At 56.6% G+C, this 25,460-nt stretch carries 24 protein-coding genes and 1 pseudogene; 7 read left to right on the top strand and 18 right to left on the bottom strand.

What is annotated here, in order from left to right; genetic code table 11:
• The 4 genes from PMM47T1_RS22945 to PMM47T1_RS22930 form a co-directional block, all read right to left on the bottom strand.
• Positions 1-591, bottom strand: coding sequence for an amino acid synthesis family protein (locus PMM47T1_RS22945; RefSeq protein ID WP_008373579.1), 591 nt, complete (start codon positions 589-591; stop codon positions 1-3).
• A 396-nt stretch (positions 592-987) separates the two neighbouring features.
• On the bottom strand, positions 988-2,202 hold the full coding sequence (locus tag PMM47T1_RS22940) for an SGNH/GDSL hydrolase family protein (protein ID WP_008373578.1): 1,215 nt from the start codon (positions 2,200-2,202) through the stop codon (positions 988-990).
• Positions 2,203-3,255 (bottom strand): SGNH/GDSL hydrolase family protein, encoded by a 1,053-nt coding sequence (locus PMM47T1_RS22935; RefSeq protein WP_043301434.1) that lies wholly within the window; start codon positions 3,253-3,255, stop codon positions 2,203-2,205.
• Positions 3,242-4,645, bottom strand: a complete 1,404-nt coding sequence (locus PMM47T1_RS22930) for an MBOAT family O-acyltransferase (RefSeq protein WP_008373573.1) — start codon at positions 4,643-4,645, stop codon at positions 3,242-3,244. The genes PMM47T1_RS22935 and PMM47T1_RS22930 overlap by 14 nt, the downstream gene beginning before the upstream one ends.
• A 226-nt stretch (positions 4,646-4,871) precedes the next feature.
• On the opposite strand from PMM47T1_RS22930, the gene PMM47T1_RS22925 reads away from it, so the two are divergent.
• Positions 4,872-5,060 (top strand): hypothetical protein, encoded by a 189-nt coding sequence (locus PMM47T1_RS22925; protein WP_008373571.1) that lies wholly within the window; start codon positions 4,872-4,874, stop codon positions 5,058-5,060.
• Between the two features lie 52 nt (positions 5,061-5,112).
• Here PMM47T1_RS22925 and PMM47T1_RS22920 read toward each other — a convergent pair whose 3' ends face one another.
• Positions 5,113-6,051 carry a hypothetical protein gene (locus PMM47T1_RS22920; protein WP_157213074.1) on the bottom strand — a complete coding sequence of 313 codons (939 nt, stop codon included), beginning with the start codon at positions 6,049-6,051 and terminating at the stop codon, positions 5,113-5,115.
• A 280-nt stretch (positions 6,052-6,331) separates the two neighbouring features.
• Positions 6,332-6,790 (bottom strand): hypothetical protein, encoded by a 459-nt coding sequence (locus PMM47T1_RS22915; protein WP_008373567.1) that lies wholly within the window; start codon positions 6,788-6,790, stop codon positions 6,332-6,334.
• A gap of 689 nt (positions 6,791-7,479) precedes the next feature.
• On the opposite strand from PMM47T1_RS22915, the gene PMM47T1_RS30455 reads away from it, so the two are divergent.
• The gene (locus PMM47T1_RS30455) at positions 7,480-7,845 is read left to right on the top strand and encodes a hypothetical protein (protein WP_238536653.1); all 366 of its coding nucleotides are present in this window, start codon (positions 7,480-7,482) and stop codon (positions 7,843-7,845) included.
• Between the two features lie 190 nt (positions 7,846-8,035).
• Here PMM47T1_RS30455 and PMM47T1_RS22905 read toward each other — a convergent pair whose 3' ends face one another.
• The 3 genes from PMM47T1_RS22905 to PMM47T1_RS22895 all read right to left on the bottom strand — a co-directional run bounded on the left by PMM47T1_RS22905 (position 8,036) and on the right by PMM47T1_RS22895 (position 10,696).
• Positions 8,036-8,278, bottom strand: a complete 243-nt coding sequence (locus PMM47T1_RS22905; protein ID WP_008373563.1) for a hypothetical protein — start codon at positions 8,276-8,278, stop codon at positions 8,036-8,038.
• 314 nt (positions 8,279-8,592) lie between these two features.
• Positions 8,593-9,108 carry a retron system putative HNH endonuclease gene (locus PMM47T1_RS22900; protein WP_238536652.1) on the bottom strand — a complete coding sequence of 172 codons (516 nt, stop codon included), beginning with the start codon at positions 9,106-9,108 and terminating at the stop codon, positions 8,593-8,595.
• A gap of 130 nt (positions 9,109-9,238) precedes the next feature.
• Positions 9,239-10,696, bottom strand: coding sequence for an AAA family ATPase (locus tag PMM47T1_RS22895; RefSeq protein ID WP_008373559.1), 1,458 nt, complete (start codon positions 10,694-10,696; stop codon positions 9,239-9,241).
• A gap of 268 nt (positions 10,697-10,964) precedes the next feature.
• Here PMM47T1_RS22895 and PMM47T1_RS22890 point away from each other — a divergent pair, with 268 nt between their 5' ends.
• Positions 10,965-11,678, top strand: a complete 714-nt coding sequence (locus tag PMM47T1_RS22890; RefSeq protein WP_008373557.1) for a GntR family transcriptional regulator — start codon at positions 10,965-10,967, stop codon at positions 11,676-11,678.
• Positions 11,679-11,687: 9 nt separating this feature from the next.
• Here the strand turns inward: PMM47T1_RS22890 and PMM47T1_RS22885 are convergent, their stop codons facing one another.
• The 9 genes from PMM47T1_RS22885 to PMM47T1_RS22850 form a co-directional block, all read right to left on the bottom strand.
• The gene (locus tag PMM47T1_RS22885; RefSeq protein ID WP_008373555.1) at positions 11,688-12,638 is read right to left on the bottom strand and encodes a PDR/VanB family oxidoreductase; all 951 of its coding nucleotides are present in this window, start codon (positions 12,636-12,638) and stop codon (positions 11,688-11,690) included.
• A 78-nt stretch (positions 12,639-12,716) separates the two neighbouring features.
• Positions 12,717-13,775, bottom strand: a complete 1,059-nt coding sequence (locus PMM47T1_RS22880) for an aromatic ring-hydroxylating oxygenase subunit alpha (protein ID WP_008373552.1) — start codon at positions 13,773-13,775, stop codon at positions 12,717-12,719.
• Between the two features lie 421 nt (positions 13,776-14,196).
• Positions 14,197-15,420 (bottom strand): multidrug effflux MFS transporter, encoded by a 1,224-nt coding sequence (locus PMM47T1_RS22875; protein ID WP_008373550.1) that lies wholly within the window; start codon positions 15,418-15,420, stop codon positions 14,197-14,199.
• Between the two features lie 59 nt (positions 15,421-15,479).
• Positions 15,480-16,730: a carbohydrate porin gene (locus tag PMM47T1_RS22870; RefSeq protein ID WP_008373549.1), complete on the bottom strand. Its 1,251-nt coding sequence runs from the start codon at positions 16,728-16,730 to the stop codon at positions 15,480-15,482.
• 193 nt (positions 16,731-16,923) lie between these two features.
• Positions 16,924-18,189: an MFS transporter gene (locus PMM47T1_RS22865; RefSeq protein ID WP_008373547.1), complete on the bottom strand. Its 1,266-nt coding sequence runs from the start codon at positions 18,187-18,189 to the stop codon at positions 16,924-16,926.
• Between the two features lie 82 nt (positions 18,190-18,271).
• Positions 18,272-19,180, bottom strand: a complete 909-nt coding sequence (locus tag PMM47T1_RS30225) for a glycoside hydrolase family 3 C-terminal domain-containing protein (RefSeq protein ID WP_202947840.1) — start codon at positions 19,178-19,180, stop codon at positions 18,272-18,274.
• Positions 19,177-20,685: a glycoside hydrolase family 3 protein gene (locus tag PMM47T1_RS30220; protein ID WP_202947839.1), complete on the bottom strand. Its 1,509-nt coding sequence runs from the start codon at positions 20,683-20,685 to the stop codon at positions 19,177-19,179. The genes PMM47T1_RS30225 and PMM47T1_RS30220 overlap by 4 nt, the downstream gene beginning before the upstream one ends.
• 21 nt (positions 20,686-20,706) lie before the next feature.
• Positions 20,707-21,321 (bottom strand): NADPH-dependent FMN reductase, encoded by a 615-nt coding sequence (locus PMM47T1_RS22855; protein WP_050990454.1) that lies wholly within the window; start codon positions 21,319-21,321, stop codon positions 20,707-20,709.
• A 14-nt stretch (positions 21,322-21,335) separates the two neighbouring features.
• Positions 21,336-22,433 carry an LLM class flavin-dependent oxidoreductase gene (locus tag PMM47T1_RS22850; protein ID WP_008373543.1) on the bottom strand — a complete coding sequence of 366 codons (1,098 nt, stop codon included), beginning with the start codon at positions 22,431-22,433 and terminating at the stop codon, positions 21,336-21,338.
• Between the two features lie 269 nt (positions 22,434-22,702).
• Between PMM47T1_RS22850 and PMM47T1_RS22845 the strand changes: the two genes are divergently transcribed.
• The 4 genes and pseudogenes from PMM47T1_RS22845 to PMM47T1_RS30155 form a co-directional block, all read left to right on the top strand.
• On the top strand, positions 22,703-23,860 hold the full coding sequence (locus PMM47T1_RS22845) for an alpha/beta hydrolase family protein (protein ID WP_008373541.1): 1,158 nt from the start codon (positions 22,703-22,705) through the stop codon (positions 23,858-23,860).
• A 34-nt stretch (positions 23,861-23,894) separates the two neighbouring features.
• Entirely contained in the window at positions 23,895-24,818 is a 924-nt protein-coding gene (locus PMM47T1_RS22840; RefSeq protein WP_043301443.1) for a VOC family protein, read from the top strand.
• A gap of 1 nt (position 24,819) precedes the next feature.
• Positions 24,820-25,155 carry a Rieske (2Fe-2S) protein gene (locus tag PMM47T1_RS29270; RefSeq protein WP_008373538.1) on the top strand — a complete coding sequence of 112 codons (336 nt, stop codon included), beginning with the start codon at positions 24,820-24,822 and terminating at the stop codon, positions 25,153-25,155.
• 77 nt (positions 25,156-25,232) lie between these two features.
• A pseudogene (locus PMM47T1_RS30155) lies at positions 25,233-25,460 on the top strand (fumarylacetoacetate hydrolase family protein); the annotation flags it as partial.

The raw sequence follows: 25,460 nt of genomic DNA, 5'->3' as shown, positions 1-25,460 counted from the left end.
TTAGTTGTTTTTTTCTGCGGCCAGTTCTTCAAGGTCGATGTAGCGGTTGCCGATGCGCGGGTGCAGACGGCCACCGTTGGCAGCGCCCAGCACTACCACGATCTCGTCGGCGCGCGGGGCGTCTTCGATCTTCATTTCCAGGGTGATGTAGTGCGAGCGCAGGCCTTCGTCATCCTTGTGCATCATCGGGATCTGGATGGAGGTGCCCGGGCCGCCGCGCTTGTTGGTGAAGCTCAGGTAGCTCTTGGCTTGCACGGCTTCGCGGTAGTGGTTGCCGAAACGCAGGGTGTGGATAACGGCCGAGGCGTGTTCGATTTCACCATCGGCGCCCACCACGGCGGCTTTGCCGTAGGCTTGGATCTTGTCGGCACCGCCGATGGCGGCGGTCAGGCGCTCGACCATCAGGGCACCCAGTTCGGAGCAGTTGGCTTTGATGACCGGCTTGAGGTCTTCGACAAAGCCGTTGCCCACCCATGGGTTCTTGATCACCACGGCCAGGCCGACCATGGTGACCGGCGTGTCAGTGGCCTTGCCGCCTTCGATGAGGGTTTCCTCGGTGTAGCTGACGATCTTGCGAATTTCGAAACTCATGGCCTGCTCCATTTTAGGGATGGGATACGTGTTGTTGTATGATGGTATACCATAATATTGTTCGTGCAAGCCCCTTTGTGCAAGGCGCAGGGGTGGGCAGACGACAAAAGGTATTCGGTATGCCAGAAGATGACATTCCAGGAATAATAGCGCAGAAGGGGGGAGGGGGATAAGGAGCAGATGGGTGGGGCAAAAAGCGGATCAGCTGTAGCGGCGAGACGCAGATGCGGGAGGGGGCTTTGCCCGCGAAAAATACACCTCGGCCTGTCAGGGGCTATGCGGCGATCTTTTCGCGGGTAGAGCCCGCTCCCACACACGCTACGCGCTGGCACCTGTTCGCGGGTATCAACGCAAGCCATGTACCAGCAGCTGTCTCTGTGTGGGAGCAGAGGATTTTCAGTGTTTTGAAGGCGCAATCAATCCGTTGAGGTAGTCATACAAGCCATCCGCCACCTTGATGTAGCCTTCCTTGCTGAAATGCACCAGGTCCGGGCGCGCCATGTCCTGGGCCTGCCAGTTGACGATGGAGCAGTCGCCCCCCATGAACTTCTGCCAGCTCCAGTACAGCGTGCGGTTCTGCTGGGCGACGCGCTGCTGAGCCTCCATCACCGGGTGCAGGCTGCGCGGCAGGCGCGCCTGGCAACTTGAAGCGCCCTTGTTCTTGATCGAATCCGGCGCACCAATGATCAGCAGCACGGTACCGGGCAGGGCCTGGCGCAGTTGCACGATGCGCTGGTTGTGCTGGCTTTCGTACAGGCCCACGTCCAGGTCGTCATCGAACGCTTCGTTGGTGCCGTAGGACAGAATCAGCAGGTCCGGCTTGAGCGCCTTCAGCGTGTCCAGCCAGCCCGGCTGCCACTTGTCCACCACGCTCAATTGCGCACCATTGATACCCAGGGTGGAAAACACCACGCCGCTGTTGCTCTGGCCCAGGATGTTCCAGCCACCCACGGCCAGGTTCTGGCTGCTGGCAAAGGTCAGGTCCAGCGGCAGCGCCAGGTTGTCCATGGCCGGGCTCAGGCGCCACTGGCCATTGGTCATGGGCAGCGAGCGTGCGGCCTGGGTGTAGGCATCGTGGGCCTGCACGCGGTTGTTGCTGCCGGCCTGGTACAGGGTCGACACCCTATAACGCATGTCGGTAGGCGGCGTAGGTTCCAGGTGCACATGGGCGCCCGCAGTCAGTGGCATGGACAGGTAGCCGCCCAACGGGAAACGGTCACTGTGCTGGTTACGCGCGGAAATCAGGCTCCACTGGCTCTTGGCCGCAGTGATACGCACCTGGTCATAACGGGTGCCCGGCACCGGCGAGCCGGCAATGAAGCCGATGCCGCCGTTGCCGTAGTCCTGTTGAAAGCGCGTGCGCAGCTCGCCGGTGAGCAGGTCGGCGGCCGTGTGCGAGTCGCCCAACTGGACGATGGTCACCGCCTGGCGCTGGGCGTTCTTCAGTTTGTTTTGCAACAGCCGCAGGTTGGGCTCGGCATCCGCCGCCTTGGTCACCCGCACCACTTTGGCAGGGCTTGGTGCAGGTTGCGTGGCGACGGCCGAGACCGGGCTGCAGCCGCTCACCAGCAGGGCGCTCAGCAGCGTCATGGGGCCAGGCAGTCGTTTCATTCAACGCTCCGTTAAATCGTGGTTCTGGACATTGATCAGCGTCATCACGCGCTCGGCGATCAGCTTCTGGCCAGTGGTGGTGAAATGGATGCCGTCATCGACACGAGTCTTGACCTTCTTGCCGTCGGCACTCTCCATGTACGGCGAAAATGCGTCGTCGTGGTAACCCAGCACATCGTTGGCCGACAGGTACAACTGGCCGTAATGCTCGGCTTCACTCTTGTACACGTCGCGCAGGAAGGCCATGGCTGTGGACAGCTTGTCCTTGCGCATGTTCGGCGGCCCCACCCAGATGACCTGCACATTGTGTGCCTTGGCCAGTTCGAAAATGCTTTCCACGCGCTGGCGGTAGGACGCTTCCCAGTCGACGCTGTGAAAGTGCAGGAACGGCTTGCCCTTGGCCACGGGCATGTCCCATGGGTCGTTAGGGCCGAGGAACACCACGATCAGGCGAATGTTGTGGTTGGCTTCAAGTGTTTGCTGCACCGTCAGCGGCCAGTTGAAAAAGCCCGGGTAGGCAAGCCCGGTGCTTTGCTTGCTGAGGTTGACGCTGTTGATCTTGTAGCGCTTTAGCAGGGTATTGGCCATGTGCGGCGCCACGCCCTGCATCAGCGAATCGCCGACGAAGAACACCTCGTCGTTGGTGCTGAGGTTGGCGATGGTCAGCGGCGTGAGCTTGACTGCCACCTTCGGTTTGCTTGCCGCGGATACCGCTGCAACCACCGGCGCAGGGGTAACGGCAGGTTCGGCGGCGATCATGGGGGCGTCGCCGACGGGCGCCGGCGCCGGGGTATCATCCAGGCGCGCCAGGAAGGCGGTGCGGGCGTCGTCCATGGCGTTTGTCAACTGCGCACCAAAGTCCCAGGCGGCGTTGTCATTCAGGCCCGGCACGCTGCAATCGGCGTGGTACTTCTGTTGGCAATACAGGCGCACGGAGGTCTGGTTCAGCCACAGCAGAATCAGCGCGGCCACCAGCAACCCCAGGGTCACCTGCCACGCCTTGATGAACTGCCGCGCCACCACATGACGCGCCACCCCATTAGAAGCTGGCATAGATGAACCCCGGCACGCCCGACGGCGACGCAAAAATGACCATGGAAATAAACACACCCAGTGGCACCGGGTACACCAGCCAGGGAATGCGCTGGCTGGCGGCAAAGCCCTTGCGCAGGCTGCTGACCAGCCAGGGGTAGCAGGCAATCAACAGCAGGCAGCCAAGGATGCCGCCCCAGGGGCCATGGCTCAGGCCCTCCAGCGACAAATGGGTGAGGCCGACCAGCATGTCCTGAGTGTCTTCCAGGGTGGGGCTGCGGAAGAAAATCCAGGCAAAGGCCACGTAATGGAAGGTCAGCAGGCGTGCCAGCAGGTCAGCACCATACCAGGTGCGCTCACCCGGGAAGGCCCGCACATACAGCTTGTACACGATTAACCCCAGGCCATGCAGCGCGCCCCAGATCAAGAAGTTCAGACTGGCGCCATGCCACAGCCCCGAGACCACCATGGCGGCGAACAGGTTCAGGTTGCCGCGCCAGTAGCCTTTACGGTTACCGCCCAAGGGGATGTACACGTAATCACGGATGAACTTGGACAAACTGATATGCCAGCGATCCCAAAACTCCTTGAGGTTGCGTGCCAGGTACGGGTAGTCGAAGTTGCGCGGCAGGCGCAAACCCAGCAGCAGGGCGATGCCGGTGACCAGGTTGGTGTAGCCGCTGAAGTTGAAATAGATCTGCAGCGAATAGCCGTACACGCTCAGCAAAATCTGCTCGGGGGAAAAGCCGGTGGGGGTATCGAACACCGGGTCCACCCAATTGTTCGCCAGCCAGGTGCTCAACAGAAACAACTTCACCACGGCCAGCGCCACCAGCCCCAGCGCACGCTGTGGCTGAAGAATCTCACGCGGGGCACTGGGGCGAATCTGCGGCAGCAAATGCTCGGCGCGGTTCACCGGGCCTGCGATCAGGCTGGGGAAAAACGCCAGGTACAGCGCCAGGTCCAGCGGTGCGGCGGGCTTGAGCGTGCCGCGGTTGATGGACATCAGGTAGCTGACCGAGTGGAAGATATAAAACGACATGCCCACCGGCAGCAGCACTTCCATCAACGGCAGCGCCATATCAACGCCAACGGCCTGCAACCCTTGCTGGGCGCCGGTGACAAAGAAGTCCTGGTACTTGAAGAAATAGAAGCAGCCCAGCACCAACGCCAGAATGGCCCCGTACGTGAGGCGCCGCCCGGGGTAGCGCGCGCTCAAATGCCCAAGCCCGAACACCGCCACGCTGTACCCCAGCAGAATGTACAGGAAGCTCATGTTGAAGCTGGCCAAAATGGCATAGCTGGCCGCCAGCAACAGCAGGTTCTGCACGCGCAGGCTGAAATTCAGGCACCAGTACAGCAAGAAAAACAGAATGAAACAGAGACCGAATTCGATCGAAAAGTAGCTCATCAACGTAGTCCGTTACGCAGCTTGCGGCAGCAGGGAAGGGGCGTTTTCAGGCGCCACGCCGCAAATCAGGGCGCGGATTATGTCAGAGTGCCAGCCGCGCCAACAAGCCGACCTTGGATGAAGATGTGTGCTGGCCTTTGGCAGTTTTGTCCGACATTCCGACATGCGGCAGCGTGGATGGGATCCTCCTTGTCTAGGCTTTCCCACTCAACCAAAGGAGGTGGTTATGGACCGCTCAAACAGTGATCGTACGCGTATGGCCGCTATGGATAGCGCAGTGGTCAGGGAAAATCTGTACCAGGAATGGGACAGCGGGGAAGTGATTGAACAGCCGTGGGGCACGGCGCGCGGAGGGTCCGCTTACCTGGGCCACGAAGCGGGCTATGACATGGAAGAGGAAGAAGAGGAAGAGTAGCCGGGCGCGGCGGCGATGACACCACGCCGGTCATCGCCTGCCGCAAGGCGCCTCAGCGGGGCGCGGAAAACACCGTGTTGCACCAACCCGCCAGGCTGTAGCGCTGCATGATCGCGTCGGCCACCGGTACGTACTGGCCTTCCAGAAACGCCCGCGGGACCTGCGGATTCTGCTCGTCGATCACCAGGATATTCGCCGGGTTGTAAAAATCATACTCGCGCACCGACGCATTGTTGGTGATCACCTTCTTGCCATGCATCATCCCCTCGAACAGCCGAAAGCTCAGGCCGCTTTGCCGTGGGCGAATCAGGTCAATGAGGATGTCGGCGTCAGCGATGAGCCTGGTCACATCATCCAGCCCCAGGCGCTCGCGGAAAAACGAAATCCTGCTGCGTGCCTCGCCGGCTTTCTTGTACTGCACCATAAACAGGTACTCGGGAAAGCCAGCCTGCTCCAGCTGCTGGCCGATGGCATCCAGCAGCGCCAGCCGATCCAGCCCGGCCATCACCAGAAACGCCTTGTACTTCGCCTCGCCCGCGGCAGGCGGTGTAACAACCTCTTCGTACATGAAGTTATGCAGCTTGGTCAGCCCATGGCGCTCGGCGTCGGGCGACTCGAAGCTGTACACCTGGTCATAGCGCTTGAGCCAGGCCTCGGACACCGGCGAGCGCGCCAGGCTGTCGTACAGGTACGCCTTCTTCACCGTGCTGACGGCCATGGCCCGCTCGATGGTGGCCGGTTCCACCTGGCCCGGGTTCACCACCAGCAAATAGTCGGCGCGGCCAAAGGCCTTGATCTTGCGCGCGTCCAGCCACAGGCCCAGCCGATGGCGAGCCACCGAGCGCAGCTTGCCCGACAGGAAGTCCAGCTTGGGGCTGGACGCGGACGTGTCGAGTAACAGCACCTCATGGCCCTGCAGCTTCAGAAAGTCGGACAGCTTGCGGATGTACCCGCCCATATCCTTGCAGATCAGCAAAATGCGCATAGACAACCAGTGTGTTCCAGTGAAGACCTGCCAGCGGTCCAGTTTATGGCACGTGAGGGGCGCGCTTGGTAGCAGGATTGTAAAGAAAGCATGCAACGGCGCGGCAGCTGTGTATGGAGTGGTGGGTTGCGGGAAAATTCCGCGATGGTCGTGCGAAGTTTTTCCAGCTTGCGAGACAGGTGGGGCCATAAGGTCCTTGGCGTACGATTGACCCACATAACCCGTCGCCGCTGCCGCCAGGCTGCGCTGGCCCTCCAGCGCAGCCTTCGGCAGCGGCCGGTGCCCATCACTGACCCGGCGAACTCGCCTCACGCCAGTGAACATTCAACGACTGCATCTTCCCATCCCCCAGGTTCACGGCATTGCGCACTTCATGCCCATCCACCTGAGACACCACCACATACTTCCCGGCCGGCAGCTTCACCAGCAAAATCGGCCCGGCGTCGTCCAGCGTCAACACCTCATGGCCCTGCGGGTTCTGAATGCTGGTGTGCACGCCCGCCTCATACTTGTTGTCGGTCCCGGCGGAAAAGGTGATGCGCAGGTTATAGCCATGCACCTGTTGAATCGCGCACGACTCATCCTCGCCATAGCCGCCGGACAGGTAGGTGATACCGTTTTTTTGTTGTTCCTGGAGGTGCACGCCGTCGGGGTCGACGGGGGTGGTGCAGGCGGCATAGGCAGGCAGAGCGGCTACGCCGGCCAGGAAGATTGCAGAGAAAGTGAACACTTGTGCAGCTTTCACGACGAACACTCCCGAGCCCGCGGCGGGCTCTGTGGACAGTGGGTATAACGTGAGACTGCGCAACGGGCGCGGATGTTCGGCGGTGGTGTTCAATTGCGGGTAACTGGAAGGGAAGTGCTGATGCGTTGGTTGCCACTGTGCGCCTGCAAAGTGCAAGCGAACTGTTACTGTCCAGGACAAAATGCCAAAATAATTGCACTTAGCACCGCCTCTGTAGCAGCAACTGTCTTGTACCCAGTGGGTGTCGTGGGCGCTACCGCTAGGCTGCGAAATCATCGGTGTCATGCCAAACGCGGCCCCACTGCATTGCACACAGTCGCCCTCGGAAAAGTCCTAGGAAGGTTCCCACAACATCTGCGATAATCGTCCTACAGCTTTGAAAGAATTGCTAAATGTTTCCATAATTCGCGTTCTTGATTGTCGCTTGCACTGGCTTTTTTTCGAAGCTACCCTCCGTTTGCCGCTGCTTATCAGCGGTCGGGTTTAGTCGCTCGAAATGAAGTCAGGCGCGTAAAGCGCCCTCCTGAAGTGTTGCCGGCATTTTTGCCAGCAGCGTTTTATGGTGATCGTACGTGGGGCGCTTCGGCGCGCCGGGTGCTGACTTCTCGGTCGACTAACCCGCGTACGGTCGCCTCCCATCGTTTAGTCGCGATGGGGTTGACCTCAACTGTCCAAGTCAGAGGTTCACCATGTTCAAGCCGGTTCCCGATCCACCCGATCTAGCCTTGCCACCACTACCGCCCGAAGCCCTCGCCGCTGAAGGAATTTCACCCTACAAGCGCCCGGCACCACCAAGCCCCCACGTCTCCGCCTTCCACGCCTTCGGCCCCTGCGTGGGTGACATGCCCATCTTCGCCGTGCGTGAAGGCATGCCGTTGGAGGAAGTATTGGTCCAAGCCAGCCTCTACCTGCGCAGCGCCAGTGCTGGCGCCACCGAGTTGGTAGAAAACTGCCCGGAAGAATGGCGGGCGCTGGCGCGCAACGTCGAGCATGTGAATGAGATCGCCCGAGCATTGGTAGAGGCCGCCATCGCTGGCTTGCCCCGCTCGCAATAGCGCCCGGTATAGCGGAGGTGGGCGATAGTCTGTGCTGGTGTGGTTGCTCAGACAGTGCGCGGTGTTCTTTTCGGGGGCAGAGTTCGCTCCCGAAAAGATTGCTGTTCTCACAGAAGTCAGCTGGTCTCACAAAAAGACAGGTCATCTTACAAAAGACAGCTGATTCCACCGGTGATGCCGGGCGAGCGGTCTACTGCTCAAGCCCCTGCAACCGCTCCTGCACCGCGTCATCAAAAATGATGTAAAGCGTCTCCACATCCGCAGGCTTCACCTTCCGCCCGCTCTCCAGTTCGCCAATCAACTCAATCTGCATCTGCGCCTCACGCTCCAGATCCGCCCGCGTGCTCGCGGCATTCAGCGCTCGCACCAGGTCATCAATCTGGTTGCGCACTGGCTTGGCAAGCTTCAACAAATCCAATCGTTCTTCGAGCATGGGGCGGTCTCTGGCTAGGGTGGTGGGCGAAGAAATGAACACCCGGAAACAAGAAAGGCCCGCTAGAGGTGCCTTTTGCGTGACGCTTTTTTTGGTGGGCCGGGGTAATCTGAACAGGCTTTATAAAGTATTGATTTTAATGAGTTATTTTCAGTTAATTTTTTTATTGGAATACCTTTTGGAATACCATCCGTGAGACTTTGAGATTCCCGTCTTTACGTCGTACCAAAGTCGATCCTATAGATGTACTTCGGATCTCGCTTTGAGCGCTTCCACCGGACTCTGATAGTAATTGCTGGCGCATGGTCATATCTTCACTCGCTCTGGCGAGTCAGCACATGCCTTATTGCCGTCGCGTATGGCAAATGCGCGGTTTCTCGCACTTCCCGCTCCAGCTCCTCAACCCAACCCTCGTCGTCGGGAAACGCCTCGGCGTACTCTACAAAATACTCCATGGTCTGGATGTAGCCACAGAGTTCAGCGCGACGAATCTGATTCAGGGCACCGTCCAGGGCGAGAATGCGGATGGTTTCGCTGGCACGAAGATGGTCGCCCACGCTCAGGCCCGCCCGTGGCTCCACGGTGCCACCGGGGGTGAACACCAGAAACGCGTCGGGGTCTTCGATATCAGGCTTGATCAGCGTCCCTGGTGGGTACGTTCCGCATCGGTCCTTGGCCGTGCCGCAAGTGCCGGCGCGGTTACAGGAACCAAACAGGTTACTCCAGTCGAACGTACCCTGAGGATAACTTCGGCGCTGACGGAAGTGTTCGATGTGTCGATTTCCCTCACCAATAGGCCCCTCACAGTAAGCACATCGAGACCCTTGCATTAAGTCCAGCGCCAGCCATATAGCCCGTCGTTCCTCTTGTGTCGGGCAAGTGGCACTCCAGGCGTCCTGGCCGTGCCGGTAACGCCTCAGGCCCAATGGCGGGTCGTCCTGCCGATCCAGATGACGCACCTCAACGCTCCCCATTGCCAAGGTCACGTGGCAGACGTTGCTTAATGCCCTGCAAACGAACCAGTCGGTCAGACTCGCGAATGACTGGATGTTCCGCTCCGAAATGGGCCTCCAGCTTGTCTCTCAATATGCGCCCCTCAGGTTGCTCATGAAGATTTTGCTGGATCAGCGCCTGATAATCGGAAACCCAGATGGCCTCAGGCACATGGGGTATCGGGTCGACACCCATAATACGAGCCAGTAGGTCGGAGCTGGCGACACCGCGGGTCTGCCATTGTGGCTCACTGACGGTGGTGACTCGGCTGGTGGTCTCGGGATCGATTTCAGTGCGCAGGATTCGAACACATTCCGAGGAAACCGTACTCAACACTTGGGGGCTGTGAGTGGTCACGATAATCTGCATGGCCGGGAACGCCTGGGCCAGGTTGAGCAGCACCACTTGCTGCCAATCCGGATGCAGGTGCATGTCGACTTCGTCGATTAGCAGTAGACCTGGTGTCTCTTGCGCCGCCTGCGCACTGAGGTGGCCGTTGAGTTTGGTCGCGCGGAATGCGATATCGGCAACCATGCCGATCATGTTGCGAATACCGTCGCTGAGCCACTCGACTGGCAGTTCGCCAAATTGCTCATGGCGAGCAACCAGTGCGTCGCGGGTGAAGGAGTACTCGATGCCGCTCCAGCCTGCCGGTTGGATGCAAGCGTTCACTGCGCGACTCACTGACTGGACGTAGGCGTCGAATTCAGTATTGGCAATGCTGACTCCAGCTTCAAGCGCTTTGAGTTGGGCTTGCTTGGCATTCAGGCTCCAGTAGCGAAACCACTGCACGAACGATTTATAGCTGGAGGCCGGATCGAGGCAGTCGGTATAACCAACGGTCCTTGAGGTGCGTTGGATGTTCTTCGCATCTGTCAGTTTTTTCTGCTGCCACAGCCGCCCAGTGCCGTAGTATGCGATGAGTGGCAGAACGACTTCAGTGTCCGGCGTGCGCGACGCTTCTTGCATGCGCTTGCCATAGTTCACCAATTCCTTGGCGTCTTTGACCGAGGTTTTGGTCTTGGTTGTGCTGGAGAGATGACGGCTCCAAATGGTGGGCAGCAGATCATCGGACAGTTGATCGAGCAGGCTGCCGGGAATAAACCCCGTGGCTTCGAGCCTAGCCCCCTGAGGGGCGTATTCCATTTCGTTTGTAGCGGTTTGCCTGGCACGAAACTGGCGAATATCACTCGGCTCAAAATGCTTGCCCACAGCCTCGTCAAACGCCCCTACATACGGACCGAAGGCGATGGCGATGGCGTCGAGAATGGACGTTTTACCCGTGCCATTGGCCGCAACCAGCACTGTCAGCTGCGGGTGAAAGTCGATATCGATCGTTTCAAAGCAGCGGAAATCACGCAGCCGCAACCGGGAAAGCCGTAGCGAATTTCTTCCGGCACTCGTCATGTTTTCCTGCGTGCCCATGCGAAACTCCAGCCGACATTTAAAACGCTAGTCTACCTGCTGACCTGCTCCCAGCGCAGCCTTTTGGAGGGACTGAAAAGCCGTCCTAATTTTGACAGAGTGCCTCCTGTTCTCCCCTTCAAGTTTCTTGTCTGGTGCGAGGTGCAATGCCTCCGCGACGGCCATAGAAGATCGGCTAAGGATTTATCATGAGTCGTGGATCACGGTCTCTGCAGCTTGCTCCTCCTTGCTTTACTATGGCGAATCCCGTTCCTTGGAAACCGTCTGCATGAGTAAACCCGGTCAAATGGTGCTAGTGGCACTGCGCAAGATGATTGCCTCGGGCGAACTAGCAGCAGGCGAGCGGCTGATGGAGATCCCGACGGCGGATCGCTTTGGCGTCTCGCGCATGCCGGTGCGCATTGCTTTCCGGACCCTCGAGCAGGAAGGATTGCTGGTACGCCACGGCGGACGAGGCTTTCAGGTACGGTCGGTGAGTGCGGATGATATTGTCGGTGCCGTTGAAGTACGTGGGGTATTGGAGGGACTGGCCGCACGACAGAGTGCCGAGCGTGGGTTGAGCAAGCAAGCGCAGGCAGCACTTAGTGAGTGCCTGCTACAGGGTGATGTACTGTTTAACAAAGGCTACGTGACAGAAGAAGACCTTGAGGCATTTCATGACCTCAACATGTACTTTCACCAGATAATTGTCGAAAGCAGCGCCAATCCGGCTATCGCAGAAGCCTTGGCGCGCAATGACCATCGCCCCTTCGCGTCAGTGTCAGCGCTTGCGTTCGATCGCGAAGACATGGCAAGCGAATACCGGCGCTTCAATTTTGCCCACATGCAGCACCACTCCGTGTTCGATGCGCTGGTCAGTCGCCAGGGCGCTCGTGCCGAAGCCATCATGCGCGAACATGCCAATGCTACCCTGCGTTACGCCGAGGTGTTTGGTGCAATTGGCAATAGTGAGCGGATGAAAGTGATCACGAGGGGGAAATGATTGCTTGGTTCACAGGTCCAGCACCAATAACGCCGATCTGGATCTCGAACAGCAGGGGGTGAACTGGTCATTGGCCGCTTGCTCCTCCTCGGTGAGAAACAGGTCACGGTGTTCAGGGACCCCTTCCAGCACACGGGTCAGGCAGGTCCCACAAACTCCCTGCTCACAGGAAATTGCGATATCGACGCCGTAGCTTTCCAGCACTTGGACAACCGTCTTGTCTGCCGGGATATCGAACACCTGACCGCTGCTGCCGAGCTTCACCTTGAACGCGCCGTCGGTACTCGTGTCCAGCTGCGCTGCAGCAAAATACTCACGGTGTAACTGCGCGTCACTCCAACCCTGGATCCTGGCAGTGTCGAGCACATGCTGCATGAAACCTGAAGGACCACAGACATACATGTGGAGGTCCGGTGCAGGATCGGCGAGAACTTTGGCGGTATCTAGGCGTGAATCGACGTCCTCATCAAAATGTAGGTGCACGCGATCGGCAAAGAGTCCTCCCTTGAGTCGCTCAACAAAAGCTGCTCGATCGGCGGCGCGCGCGCAGTAGTGCAGTTCGAAATCGGCACCGCTGTGGAACAGTTGCTCAGCCATGCAGAGAATCGGGGTGATACCGATACCGCCGGCGAACAACAGGCTTTGCCGGGCCTCCTCTACCAGAGGAAACAGGTTGCGCGGCTCGCTGATAAGCAGTCGATCGCCGATGTTAATCTCTTCATGCATGCACTGAGAACCGCCACGCGAAGCCGGGTCCTTAAGTACGCCAATCTGGTACCGATGGCGCTCTTGTGGGTGATTACACAGCGAGTACTGACGGATCAAGCCGCCGGGCAAGTGCACGTCGATGTGGGCACCGGCACTGAAGGCCGGTAGGTCTCCACCATGGGCGCACGCCAGTTCGAAGCTGGAAATATCCGACGCTTCGTTGTTGCGGGATGTCACGACGACCTCAATCATGTCGCACCTTCATGACCAGCCACCTAGTGGCCGCGAAAAATAGGAATGGGAACGGACCGGCATAGCTGCTCATCGTCTTTATTTGGCCGAGGTGATCAGCTCGACCGCAGGGGTTCGCTCTCGGGCAATGATTCGTTCCAGCACTCGCCTGGATTGCACGCCACCGGCATCGATATTGAGCTTAAGCAAGTTGCGCTCAGGGTTTGCCAGCAGGTTTTTCTGCTGTTGTTCGAGCATGGTGAGGTCTTCACTGAAGATCTTTCCTTGGCCCTCCCGAATGCTCGCGGTCAGCGTTTCGTCATGCGGATTGAAGTTGCGTGCCATGCCCCAGAAGTACCAGATCGAGGTGTCGGTTTCTGGAGTAATAAAATCGACAACGATGCTCGCTGCCTTGTATTGCGGCGCTGCGTTGTAACCACCCTTGCCGGCGTGAGCAACTCCCACTTCGATCAAGACATGACTGGGCGGGCTAAAGCGGCAGATCTGCCAACGGTCCACCGGTACGTCGTCAGCCAGGTTGTTACCTCGCAGGGCCATGCGCCAGAACGGCGGTGCCATGATGTTTTCCATGTGCCGCGCAGTGATTACCTCGTCATCCTGGACCCTGGTAATCGGCGCCGCTTCGTCAATTTCTTTCTGGCCAATGCTCGTGGCGTGCACGTAGGTTTCGTGGGTGAGGTCCATAAGGTTATCGATCATCAGACGGTAGTCACAGCCAATATGGAAAAGGCCGCCGCCATACGCCCATTCATCGCTGACAGCCCACTCCAGATGATGGATCAGCTCAGGATCAGCGATCTTCTGCTCTCCGGGCCAAACCCAGATAAAACCATAGCGTTCTTCAACAGCGTAAGTCTTGTTGCATGGAAAGCCGCGTACCCGCTGGCCCGGCATTTCGACGGTCTTGCCATCACAGCCCATCACCAAGCCGTGGTAGCCGCAGACTAGGTTGCCGCTCTCGACATACCCAAGCGAAAGGGGGGCGCCGCGATGCGGGCAAAAATCCTCAACTGCGGCAACTCGGCCATGCGGACCACGGTAGAAGACTATTTTCTCCCCGCAGATCTGCCGCCCGAGGGGCTTCTCAGCGATCTCGTCGGGAGTACAAGCGACATACCAGGTGTTCTTGGGATACATAAGACCTCCGAAGATTGTTTTTGTGGATCCATTAAACTGATTTAATTAACGAAAAGTCAAGATTTCTGCGTATTTAAAATATCAATGGATCCACCAAAGCATATGCATATCTTTCTCGTGACCTACCCAGACGCAAAAAACTTGTTTTTTTCCCGTCCACTAACTGCATTCAGTAACGACGAAGACGCAGGAGGAGGATTAAGCGAGGCTTATGCCGATTCCGACGCTCACGGAAAGACCGCCTATCTCCGGTCCAAACGACTCACTGGCTGCACATTCCGGATGACAGCTACGACTCCTTTCGACACGTAGGAACGGTCCTGGCAGATGCGTATAGCTTCGCAGGACCCAGTGTTCTAGGCTGATGCCAAACCGTAAGCACCATTAACCCCCCTGGCTTGGGGAAGGGGTACCAGTACAATCATCGATAAATTTTTTCTGAGCTGGAGTTAATTTTCCCAGCATGTGGGGGTAGCTTTGCTACGAAGTAGCTGAGCCTCCAGCAAAGCATACTCAACACCACGGAAATGATCGTCGCCAGCCCCAACCACTGAGGATTGGATGCGACCAGAGGAGCAATACCGCCTGCAAATCCGGCGAAGAACAATGTGTTGATAAACCCGTTCAAGGAGGAAGCGAGTCCGCAACTATTAGGGAAGATCTGCATAGCAGCCAACGCAAGACCCGGGTTAATCAAGGCCAAGCCAAAAGTTGACACGCCCAGCGGTATGACTGCCCAAGGCAGGCGGATCTCAGCCAAGCTTGCATATATGGTGGCGACGGTCGTCCCTAATAGGAGGATAACGTACCCCGCAAGAATGACCTTTGGGCTGTGGACCTTATTGGCAAGGCGCCCACCAACCCATGACCCACTCACCATTCCGGCCACCAAAGGCACGAATAGCCATCCAAATCCGCTGGTATCTCGCCCTAATATTTTGATGACAAAAGATGCCGCAGCACCGATGTAGAGTGAGAACACCGCGAACCCAAATCCACCAGCCACCGTTAGAAATACAAATCCTCTGTCAGACATAACCTGTAGGTATACGCGTAACAAAGGACGTAAAGAAAATGGTTGGCGTTTGTGGACAGGTAGTGTTTCCTCTAGTCCTCGCCAACAACATAGCCAAAGTACCGCACCAAACACACCCAAAAAAACGAAGATAAGCTGCCAGCCACCTACCTCCAGCATCCATCCGCCGATCAGTGGGGCAATGGCAGGTGCCAACGCAAACGCCATGATGACTTGCGACATGGACCGCATTGCATCGGCGCCATGACACCGGTCCTGGATGATGGCCCTACCTATGACCGACCCGGCACCAGCGGCTAATCCTTGAATAGCGCGCCAAGCTAATAACTGAGTGATATCTTGGCTGCTGGCTGCGCCAAAACTCCCGACGGTGAAAATGGCAACTGCCCAAAGCACAACTGCGCGCCTACCGAAACAGTCGGACAGAGTGCCGTAGAAAAGCATCATTACCGCCATGCCCATCAGGTAGCCACTAAGGCTTTGCTGGAGCACTAATGCCCGGACGTTGAAGTGTGTCGCGAGTGCATCAAAAGCAGGAAGATACGTATCGATTCCAAGCGAGCCGATCATCCCGAGCGCCGCCAGCATTGCTATCAACCGGTTGTTCATTTAGTCCCCAAACCTTGAGGGCACCCCGCCGGCATAACGTCAGCCGGCAGGTGCCGAATTTAGAAGGCGAAGTTGAGGCCGGTCTGGAACAGCAGCGCATCATCTGCAGCAGGAGCAAATGACGGCCCCTCTTGGTAGGTCAGCCCGTTTACCCAGTAAACGCCTTGAGTGACGCGAGCGGCGTAAGAGAGAGACAGGGCTGTCGATGACCGTTCTGCATCGGTCCCGAATTGCTCCACCGTATTGTGTGCGTACTTGCTGAAATAGCTCTTCGTAAAGCCAAGCGAAGCCATATCCCGTGGGCGGCTATCGAACGGGCCCAGGTAGAACGCCGTAACTTGGAAATCCTTACCGTAGAGATTACGGTCTTCCGGCGCATAGTTGACCTTCACGTCACCATATAAACCGCGCGGGCTTTGTCCATCAGGCTGGGTCAGTTGATAAGTCGCCGCAACGTAGCCCCCATAGTTGTCATTGGTCATACCGCCTTTGCGGTAGTCTGCGTAATGACTGGTGTTATAGATGAGCCCGACTCTAAACCATTTCGAATGCTGGTTGGCCGACGAGTCAACCTGGTAGCCAAACTCATCTACTACCAAAGGATTTGACCCATCGACTTTGATTTTGAACCCGGTTGGGTTTTCGTCTAGGTCATATTGGAAACGGTTAGGGCTAGCGCTGCGTGCAACACCCAATCTGTTGTACCAGCGTTTGCTTTCATCCTTGATCTGGAGTGTCATCGCTGGGCTGGGACTGAAAAGCGAGAGCCCGACTTGAACCGGGATGACGCTTATCGGACCTAGCGCTGCGGCAGATGAGTTGCCCCCCAGGACCATACCGTAGAACTGGCGAATGAGCGGGAAATAGCCGTACTGAACTTCTACCCGATCATCCAGAAAATGCTGATTGATCGCAAAAATCGACATGGTCAGGAAGTTCGGGTTGCTTGACTTATAGCTACCCTGCTCGGAGGCTAGCGCCATGGTGAGCTGAGCTTTTCCACCAAAACCTACTCGGGTCAGGTCGTAGGTCAGACCGATGCTTTCGGATTGACGCCACGTCGGATCCTGCCCGTTGTAGAGCTGCGGCCGCTGGTTATGGCCCAGCACGTCATAACGAAAATTGGGGCCGTATGATCCGTAGATCCCGAAACCATGCTCAGCAAGTGCGGCACGTATCCCGCCCAACTCGGGCGATACGGTCTCGCACGGTGCTGTCTCCCGAAGCACCGCTTCCGCCCTGGTCACGTAATCGGCATACGCCTCACAAGTCGGGGGAGTAATGGAAGACTGGGCCGGTGTCGTCTCCATGCTGTTTCCTTCCGGAGTAGCGACCGCAACAAGTGGTATGGCGGTGGCGAGAGTTATCAGTACACAAAACGCAGGGTTCGACGGACGCATGGCTACCTCTATTTTTTATTGTTTAGCTCAGGAGAATTTTGAACAGGGCACAAGGGGGCGCACTCGCTGCATTCAATCGCAGCGAGCAATGCACATGTGCGGGTCAGATGGATTGAAGCGGGCGGGTTCGCTTCAGATATAATGCGGCAGTCACTATTGCTGCTAACAATGCGACGCCCCCCAGTATCGATACACTGGTGCGTAGATCAGCGTTCAAGCGCAGCCCCAGCAGTGTAATCAGGAACGGGCTTATGAATTGGCCCAAGAAGAAGGAGGTATGCCAGAAGCCCATCCCTTTTCCGCGATGCTGAAATTCAAGATTACCAAGGCTCCAGGTGAGCAGTGCGGGGATCAGGATACCGCAGGCGATTTGAGCGACAAACGCGGCGGCAACTACCCACGCAACGCCTGGCAGAACTCCCATGCCATACAGCCCCACCGCGAATAGGGATAACGCTGCCAGCAAATGGGACCGCACCGAGTAGCTGGATATCATTGAGAATAGCAACGCCCCGATGGGCACGCCTATACCAGCAATACCACTGGCAAAGCCTATACGTGTCGGCGAATCAAGCCCTACGGCATGAAGCACAGAGCTAATCTGCAGAACCTCGACGTAATAGAGTACGGCGCAAAACATCGTCACCGCTCCAATGATGAGCATGGCCCTAACGGGAAAACGCTGGGATGTAGCTGCTACCTGTTCCGCTTTTCGAGGTGCTGGCTCCCAGGTAAAAAGTGCCAGGCATACAAAAACAGGAAGGGCGAGGAGGTAAAGGACAAAGGGACCATGCCACCCGAGGTTGCCGAGCATGCCAGACACGAATAACAATGTAGTTGCTGATACCGAACCCACCGCACTTTGTACCGCCAACCACTTTTTGCGGGGTTGGCCATGATACAAATCGCCCATCAACGTATTAGCGATTGTCATGATGAATGCTTCAGTCACTCCCAAGCAAAACCTGCTTGCAATGATGGATAGCAAGTCATTGAGCATGAAGGGCGCAAAACCAAACAACGCATAAAAAAACACGGCAATCAATAGAAGTCTGCGCCGGCCGACCTTATCAGCAAGAAATCCCGCGAGTGGCGACAGTAAAGCAATGCAAAGACTGGGGGCTGCGATCAGCAAAGGAATCAGCAGAGCTACTTGCGGATGGCCACTGAAATGCTGAGCAAGCAATGGAATGATCGGAACAATCGAGATAATGCCCATGATCGGTAACTGAGTGGTAAACACAAGCACAATTGCTTGCAGCGCGCCCGCCTGCCGTTGGACCCCCGCAGGGGCAATGCTCGATAGGGAGTCGTGAGAATGGTCTGACTCGTGAGTATCAACACGGTTGTGCAGAGCGGTTGGCTCCATGTCGTTCTCCTACGATGCCGGAAACGGCATCTTTTTGTTTTTGTATTAACTAAGGATTGGAAAGACGCAAGTTTATGCAGGATCAGATATTTAGGAGCCCTCCAGGGGTAACTACAAATGGTATTTCGTCCCGGATGTCGTTAACGGACCGCCCCACCAGAAGCTCATATTCCCCGGATACCAGTGTCCAGCCAGCGGGGCTCCATTTTTCAAAATTGAACCGTTCGATATCAACCTTCACGTGATCCGTCTGGCCGCTTTCGAGCCAAAGATTGGTGAATCCGGCCAGACGAATACGCCGGTCGGGGCCCCTTAGATAGACCTGTACAGTTTCTTTGCTCTCTCTAGGAGCTTCATTGGCTACGGTGACTTTAAGTTGCAACGCGCCGATATCGTGACCGAAAATTTGTGCATCCGAATAGGAAAAAAGGCCGTAACCCAACCCATGCCCGAAGCAATACGCCGGTGCCGTGGCAGTTGCTGCAAAATGACGATAGCCAACGACATCTCGCTCCAGGTAACGCAAGTCACCTTGAGCATCAGGACGTAACGACCAAACGGGATAATCACGTTCATTCTGCGCAAAAGTCACCGGCAATCGGCCCGCCGGTTCTAGTTCTCCGCTTAACACTTTGGCCAGTGCAGGGGCGAACTGCTGGCCGGGATACCAGACCATCAGCACCGCCGCAGCTTGCCGAAGACACGCAGTATCGATAGCGTGCGCTGCATTGACAACTACTACAGTCCTTGGATTGGCGGCACAAATTTTCTCGACAAGTTCGATCTGACTGGTTGGGAGGTACGTGGTGTCGCGGTCGATACTTTCCAATCCGGCATCGGCGGTCTCACCCACCATAAGCACCACCGTATCGGCCTGAGCTGCGACTTCTACAGCGCGTTGTACCAGATCGGACTCGACCGGAGGTTGGCAACCGAACCACAGTCCATGAGCGATGCTCGCACCCAGGCGCAAGGTGAATTGCAACGTCACTGTTTCACCGGAGGAAAAAAACGGTCCACATGCCGGTAATCGCTCTGCATCAACTTGCCCATGATGTCGCCTGCCACCGCACTACCGTCGTAATCCAAGCATTCCATGCCATTGATACGCAGGCTCGCCTGACCAGTGCCGCCTATGCAAAAACGGTATATTCCGCTATGAGAAGCTATAAACCTTGTGCTCGCTTCGACGCGCGCTTCACCTCGCAGATTGAGCAGGCTTCCAACGCCTGGCATGTCCTTAAACCAGATCAAAGACGTTGTATTACGGACTTCCCGGTGCAGGGCGTCTGTTGCAGTGAGGTTCTCAAAAAATTCTACGTCTAGCCCTGGAAGTCCGCTCTTTGTGCAGGGATTGATGCTGGTGAGTGGTGGCAGCCGATAGTCAGGAATCACACCTTGGGCGTGCTGAACCGCCCAGCCTGCCTCAGAAAAGTATCGATCTAGGGCTTCCAAAGGCTGGATCACTTCAGGACTCAGGGCGACCTTGGCGAAGGTTCCCCCCTGATAGCAAGGTACAGTCGCGTTAGGGCCAATGACAGCCAAACGGCCTGGTTGGCCTACATTGAGCGGTAGCAATTGATCCTGATTGGTAAGCAATACGAAGCTGGCAGCGGCAGCTTCTTCCAGCAAGGAAAGGCGGTTTGCTACCGTTCGTTGATCACTAGCATAGGTAGCTGGTTCGCTTACCCGCTCTGCAAGCCGACGCAGGCGGGCATTCGCTTCATCCAGATCAGCATGGCTCAGAGTGCCATCCGATAAGCCCGACGCCAACGCCGGCCCCATATGCCGTGGTGGTCCGGGCATCTCTAGATCAAGCCCGGCTTTCAGGCTGCTGTTGCCATCATGGGTACCGAACCAATCCGAAGTAATCAGCCCATCCCATGAGAGTTCATTCTTCAGCCAGTCACGTAGCACCTTGCGCTGCTCCGCGCAGCGTACTCCGTTGAGACGGTTGTATCCGGTCAGCATTGCCCACACGCCATGTCGCGCGGCAAATTCGAAGGGCCAGAGATAGACTTCGCGCAGCGTGGTCTCGTCGACCACAGAGTTCATGCTGCGGCGGTCAGTTTCCGAATCGTTGCAGACCACATGTTTGGCCACTGCGGCGACGCCACGCGCTTGGACTCCACTAATCCACTGACTGCCCAGCTCCGCAGTCAATTGGGGGTCCTCGCTGAACAACTCAAATGCGCGACCCGCAAGTGGGCTGCGCGGCAAATTTAGGTTTGGTCCCAGTACGGCCTGAACCCCAACGCGGATGGCTTCATCGCCAACCAATTCACCGACCCTGCGTACAATATTGCGGTCCCATGTGGCCCCCATGGAAACGCCGGAGGGCGTGAGGAGGGATATATCGCGCTCATCGACTCGGCCCCCAGTCACCCCCATAGGCCCATCGGCAAATCTGACAGGCGAGATACCTGCTTGCGGGATCGATGTAGTCGTCCACATGTCCGCGCCTGCAGTCAAATCGAGCTTTTGCTCGATGCTCAACAACGACTCCGTGGAGAACATTTACAGGCTCCGTGCCAAATGGCTGGCTTGGGCAAAATCCAAGACCTGTTCTGCCAGCAGGTTCAGCGACTGCTGAACAGCATCATTAGTACATTCGCCGTCGGTGTCGAACAACTTCGTGCCGGCCGTGTTAAGGGTGACGCCGAGAGGGGTCGGCCAGCCTCGCAATGCATGGACGATCGAACGCATCGCGCCCAGGGTGGTATTACATCCTTGCCAACCGGCAGCTGTAACAATGCAGCCTGCGGCACGACCATCTATGTAAACGCGAGTGTCGGCGCGTAAATCCTCCAGCAGATCGATTGCATTTTTCACTAGGCCCGAGACACCGCCGTGATACCCCGGTGAGGCAAGCAACAGCCCATCTGCGTGTCGTACTGCCTCGACCAATGCCCGTTGTCCCTCTGTGCGCTCCTGGCTCTCAGGGGAATAGGCGGGCAAGGCAGCAAGCTCGGATCCGCCGAACATGATTGTCCGGGCCCCCTTTGTCCGGGCATGCTCCAGCGCGGCACGTAGAGCATTTTCGGTGCTGGAGCCTGGTCGGGTTGTGCCGCCGATACCGACCAGAAAAGGGCGGTTGGCACCGACGTGAGATGTAGCGAGGACTTGCGACATGACAACCTCCGGATTCAACGCAGCTGTGGCATGACTTCACTGGAAACCAGTTCCATTGACTGGTTACCCAATCGAATACGCTCCGTAGTCAAAGGACCATTAGTGAAGCCCATCAGTACGTTGCCGATACCCAGATCACGATGTTTTTGGAGTTCCTCGGCTACCGTCGAGGGACTGCCATGCAGGCACCAGGTTTTGATCCAGCCTTCACTGAAACAGTCTGGATGAGGATGCAGCTCGACTCCGCTGATCTTCTCGGCGCGCTTGTTGAAGCTGTATTCCCGTTCAATGGATGTCTTGTAAGCCTTCAGAATCTGATGGAGCTCGTCTTCAGCTTGCTCGTCGCTTGGCGCAACGTGAACGCACTGATAGGTGTGAGTCGTCCAGGACAAGGCGTGTTTGATAATTTCCTCGCTGTGACCAGCGCCCATCAGGGCATCTCGATAGCGGGTGAAATACCGGCTGAGGTGATCGAAGGGCTCAGTCGTTGCAGGTACCGGCGGAGTAAAAGCCGGAATGAAGGCGGGCCAACCGTTATCGGCCGCCAACTGCATACTGGTTTCACGAAGAGCTACGGGCATGATTCGATTAAAGGGTTTGTTCTCGTACGCGCCAGGGACGATGCGCTGGACAACAGCACCTTTGTAATGCGCGGTTTCAAAGGTGATGGGCTCATCCTCGATCTTCTTTTCCCAAAGCTGAGTAACGATATCGAGGTTTTCAAGCAGCATCGCTGACGCTTGTTTGTAATTGACGCCAAATCCAATCATCTCCTCCGGAGTCGTGCCGCTGCCGATGCCGACGAGCAGCCGACCTTGGGTAAGCTGGTCAAGCAGGTTAATGCGTTCGGCAAACCGGACCGGATGATGCAGCGGGACAGTGGTGACCGACATGCCGAAATAGATACGTTTGAGCGTACCGGCGAGATGAGCAGCGAACATGAAGGGGTCACTGCACATCGGCGCATAGCCAGTGAAATGATGATCAGGCATGAACACAGCGTCGAAGCCTAGCTCCTCAGCTTTGCGAGCATGGTCAGCAAGTGCGTCCATGACAAATTTGTCTTCATGAGGTCCGCTGGAACGGCCTACGAGGAATGCGGAAAAGCGCATGGCGCAAACTCCTTGTTGTTGTATTGATAGGAGAGAAATCTTCAGAAGTAGAATGTGAATTCGTGTTCGTGTTTCGCACTATAGGAGCCGCCAGATCGGGCGTCAACGGGCTGAAGAAAATTTCGTTCGGTGGGTACTACCCTTCCTTTTTAAGGGCTGATCGACGTGAAGATTTCGTGTTGACGAACTAGAATTCTCGTTCTATAAAGCCCTTGGTGATAGCTATCGCTGTTTTGCTACGTCTACAAGTCATCCAATAGGGCGCCCGCATGTTTCGTTATTTTCCCACCAATTATTCATGGAATCTGTCTGTCGACCTTGCGCTTGAGATGGGGGGACGAATAGGAGAAATCGAGCAAATGTGTTCACCTTTGCTTGAGGCCTCACGGCAGCAGGACTCTGTTGGCACGCAGGCATTCCGTGACACCTGGGCGTCTATGGCAAACAAGCTATGCGAGCTTGCACGCGAGGATGAAGCAGCTGAGCGGCTCTTTTCGGCAGGTGAGAAATACAACCGCGCGGCGATTTACTTCCAAACCTGTGAGCGCCTGCAGGCCCATGGTGCGCCAGGTCGAGCGGAGCTATATGCGCAGTTCCTTGAGACCTTTACACGCGGTATCGAGCTGTCTCAAGAAAACTGCGAGCGAGTGGAAATTCCCTACGAAGGCAAAGTTCTCAGCGGGCTGTTTGTACGCGCAGAAGGCGTCGAAGGTCCTGCACCCGTCCTGCTGCAAGTGAACGGCCTGGACTCCACCAAGGAAATGAAATATCGAGTAGGGCTCCCAGCCTGGCTCGCAAAGCGAGGCGTTTCATCGCTGATTGTTGACCAACCCGGTACTGGCGAGGCACTACGCCTGCACGGCTTGACTGCGAGGTTCGACAGTGAGCACTGGGCAAGCCGTGTTGTCGACTACCTCGAGACTCGCACCGACGTAGATGCCGGTCGTATCGGTATGGAGGGAATATCACTGGGAGGTTACTACTGCCCTAGGGCGGTGGCATTCGAACCGCGGTTTGCATGCGGAGTGGTGTGGGGCGCTAACCATGATTGGCGTGACGTCCAGAAGAGGAGGCTAGAGAAGGAGGGTGACTTTCCCGTGCCCCACTATTGGGCACACGTTTGCTGGGTATGGGGAGCTGCCAACCTAGATGAATTCATGACTATCGCGGAAAACGTGCACCTTGACGGTGTTGTCGAGCGCATTCAAGTCCCATTTTTGGTCACACATGGCGAAAAAGACTCCCAGATACCTCTTAAATGGGCTCATCGCACCTTTGAACAATTGGTGAACAGCCCCCGGCGAGAGTTGAAGATTTTTACAGACCGTGAAGGTGGCGTGCAGCATTCAAGCTTCGACAACAGCATCAATGCTGGTCAGTACATCGCTGACTGGGTAGCCGAGACCCTAGGCGGGAATACCCATTAAGAAAGTGGATCACTACGAGAACAAAAAAATGACTATGAATATTATCGGGCCAGACTACCTGGTCTTTGGTGTGGATGACCTAGAAGCTTGTACGCAGTATTTGCTGGACTATGGTTTATCCGCCGTCGGTGATGGACGCTTCGAAGCTCTGGATGGAACCGGCGTACATTTACGGCATCGAGACGATCCAAGTCTGCCTGTCGCGATGGGAACCGCCACTCAGTTGCGCGAAACGGTTTATGGTGTTGGTGATGAGGATAGTTTGCGACTCATAGAGCGAGAGATGAGCCAAGACCGGCCCGTCACTCGCGGTGAAGATGGTATATTGCGATGCATCGACGACATGGGTTTCGCCCTTGGATTTCGGATTTCTCAGCGCCGCGACGTCCTATTACCTGCTGAGCGTTCCAACGCTCCCGGAGACGCTAACAGGGCGGTGAACTTACTCGGCGTTACAGAGGACATGGCGGCGCTACCTCGCAGCTTGTCCCACGTAGTTTACTTTGTCCCTGATAGTGCGAAGGCGGAGGCCTTTTATGCTCGGCTGGGCTTTGTATGCACCGATCGTTTTATTGGTGTAGGGCCGTTCATGCGCCCGGCGGGGACGCAAGATCACCACACGCTCTTCCTTATCCAAACGCCACCTTTTATGAAAGGTGTGGAGCACTTCACCTTCCACATGGGAGGTCCAACCGAAGTAATGACTGCCGGAACACGGCTAGTGGAAAAGGGCTATCAGTCCTTCTGGGGACCGGGCCGTCATAAGCTAGGCTCAAATTGGTTTTGGTATTTCAATAGCCCGCTAGGGTGCCATGTTGAATACGATGCCGATATGGATCTTCATGATGACAGTTGGGTTGCGCGGGTCGCTGCGCCGGGCGCCGACAACTCCCAATACTTCCTGTTGACCCATCGCGAAAAATGGGCTCCCGGTGGGGCTGAGCCCAAAGCGGAATAAGATGCACGGTGTTCCGCTATGCCATTTAGACGACCTGACAGATGGGGAATCGAAAGGATTTGATCCCAACATTACAGGCCAGGACACCATTATTGTCGTTCGTCAAAGCCTACAGGTTTATATCTACAGTAACTCCTGTCCACATCTCGATACACCGCTGGCTTGGCGCAAGGATGCTTACCTAAACAAAGCGGCGGATCGAATTGTTTGCTATGCGCACGGCGCCTTGTTCGATATTTCTTCCGGCATTTGCCTGCTAGGCCCGTGTCTGGGCCAGCGCCTTACATCAATCCCATTTCATATCGACAAAAAAGGTTTTATTTTTCTTGACTCATGACCCCGTGAAGACTGGTGCTCGTGAGTTCCATTTTTTCGAGCACGATGCGTTGCATGTTAACGCTACAGGATCATCCTATGAAACTAGCTACGCTTAGAGACGGGAGCCGAGACGGCAGATTAGTAGTCGTATCTAGAAACTTGGAATATGCGACTGACGCTACATCAATAGCACCTACTCTCCAGTACGCTATCGAGCGCTGGACTGAAGTAGAACCAGCACTCCGAGTCCTTTATGGAGCATTGAATGCCGGATCTGCAGAAAAGACTTTTGCCTTTGATATCGATCACGTACTGGCCCCGTTA

The organism is Pseudomonas sp. M47T1, from assembly GCF_000263855.1.
GTDB lineage: Bacteria > Pseudomonadota > Gammaproteobacteria > Pseudomonadales > Pseudomonadaceae > Aquipseudomonas.
Note: the sequence above shows the minus strand (reverse complement) of the source record. Positions and strands in the feature narration are given on the sequence as shown.

Bases quoted from the DNA above. Each gene is read 5' to 3' on its own strand.
- PMM47T1_RS22905 (WP_008373563.1), bottom strand. From the start codon at position 8,278: ATGCTCGAAGAACGATTGGATTTGTTGAAGCTTGCCAAGCCAGTGCGC.
- PMM47T1_RS22840 (WP_043301443.1), top strand. From the start codon at position 23,895: ATGAATATTATCGGGCCAGACTACCTGGTCTTTGGTGTGGATGACCTA.
- PMM47T1_RS22940 (WP_008373578.1), bottom strand. From the start codon at position 2,202: ATGAAACGACTGCCTGGCCCCATGACGCTGCTGAGCGCCCTGCTGGTG.
- PMM47T1_RS22880 (WP_008373552.1), bottom strand. From the start codon at position 13,775: ATGTATCCCAAGAACACCTGGTATGTCGCTTGTACTCCCGACGAGATC.
- PMM47T1_RS22870 (WP_008373549.1), bottom strand. From the start codon at position 16,730: ATGGAGACGACACCGGCCCAGTCTTCCATTACTCCCCCGACTTGTGAG.
- PMM47T1_RS22930 (WP_008373573.1), bottom strand. From the start codon at position 4,645: ATGAGCTACTTTTCGATCGAATTCGGTCTCTGTTTCATTCTGTTTTTC.
- PMM47T1_RS22865 (WP_008373547.1), bottom strand. From the start codon at position 18,189: ATGGAGCCAACCGCTCTGCACAACCGTGTTGATACTCACGAGTCAGAC.
- PMM47T1_RS22845 (WP_008373541.1), top strand. From the start codon at position 22,703: ATGTTTCGTTATTTTCCCACCAATTATTCATGGAATCTGTCTGTCGAC.
- PMM47T1_RS22925 (WP_008373571.1), top strand. From the start codon at position 4,872: ATGGACCGCTCAAACAGTGATCGTACGCGTATGGCCGCTATGGATAGC.
- PMM47T1_RS22945 (WP_008373579.1), bottom strand. From the start codon at position 591: ATGAGTTTCGAAATTCGCAAGATCGTCAGCTACACCGAGGAAACCCTC.
- PMM47T1_RS22875 (WP_008373550.1), bottom strand. From the start codon at position 15,420: ATGAACAACCGGTTGATAGCAATGCTGGCGGCGCTCGGGATGATCGGC.
- PMM47T1_RS22895 (WP_008373559.1), bottom strand. From the start codon at position 10,696: ATGGGCACGCAGGAAAACATGACGAGTGCCGGAAGAAATTCGCTACGG.
- PMM47T1_RS22890 (WP_008373557.1), top strand. From the start codon at position 10,965: ATGAGTAAACCCGGTCAAATGGTGCTAGTGGCACTGCGCAAGATGATT.
- PMM47T1_RS29270 (WP_008373538.1), top strand. From the start codon at position 24,820: ATGCACGGTGTTCCGCTATGCCATTTAGACGACCTGACAGATGGGGAA.
- PMM47T1_RS22885 (WP_008373555.1), bottom strand. From the start codon at position 12,638: ATGATTGAGGTCGTCGTGACATCCCGCAACAACGAAGCGTCGGATATT.
- PMM47T1_RS30455 (WP_238536653.1), top strand. From the start codon at position 7,480: ATGTTCAAGCCGGTTCCCGATCCACCCGATCTAGCCTTGCCACCACTA.
- PMM47T1_RS22855 (WP_050990454.1), bottom strand. From the start codon at position 21,321: ATGTCGCAAGTCCTCGCTACATCTCACGTCGGTGCCAACCGCCCTTTT.
- PMM47T1_RS22900 (WP_238536652.1), bottom strand. From the start codon at position 9,108: ATGCAAGGGTCTCGATGTGCTTACTGTGAGGGGCCTATTGGTGAGGGA.
- PMM47T1_RS22935 (WP_043301434.1), bottom strand. From the start codon at position 3,255: ATGCCAGCTTCTAATGGGGTGGCGCGTCATGTGGTGGCGCGGCAGTTC.
- PMM47T1_RS22850 (WP_008373543.1), bottom strand. From the start codon at position 22,433: ATGCGCTTTTCCGCATTCCTCGTAGGCCGTTCCAGCGGACCTCATGAA.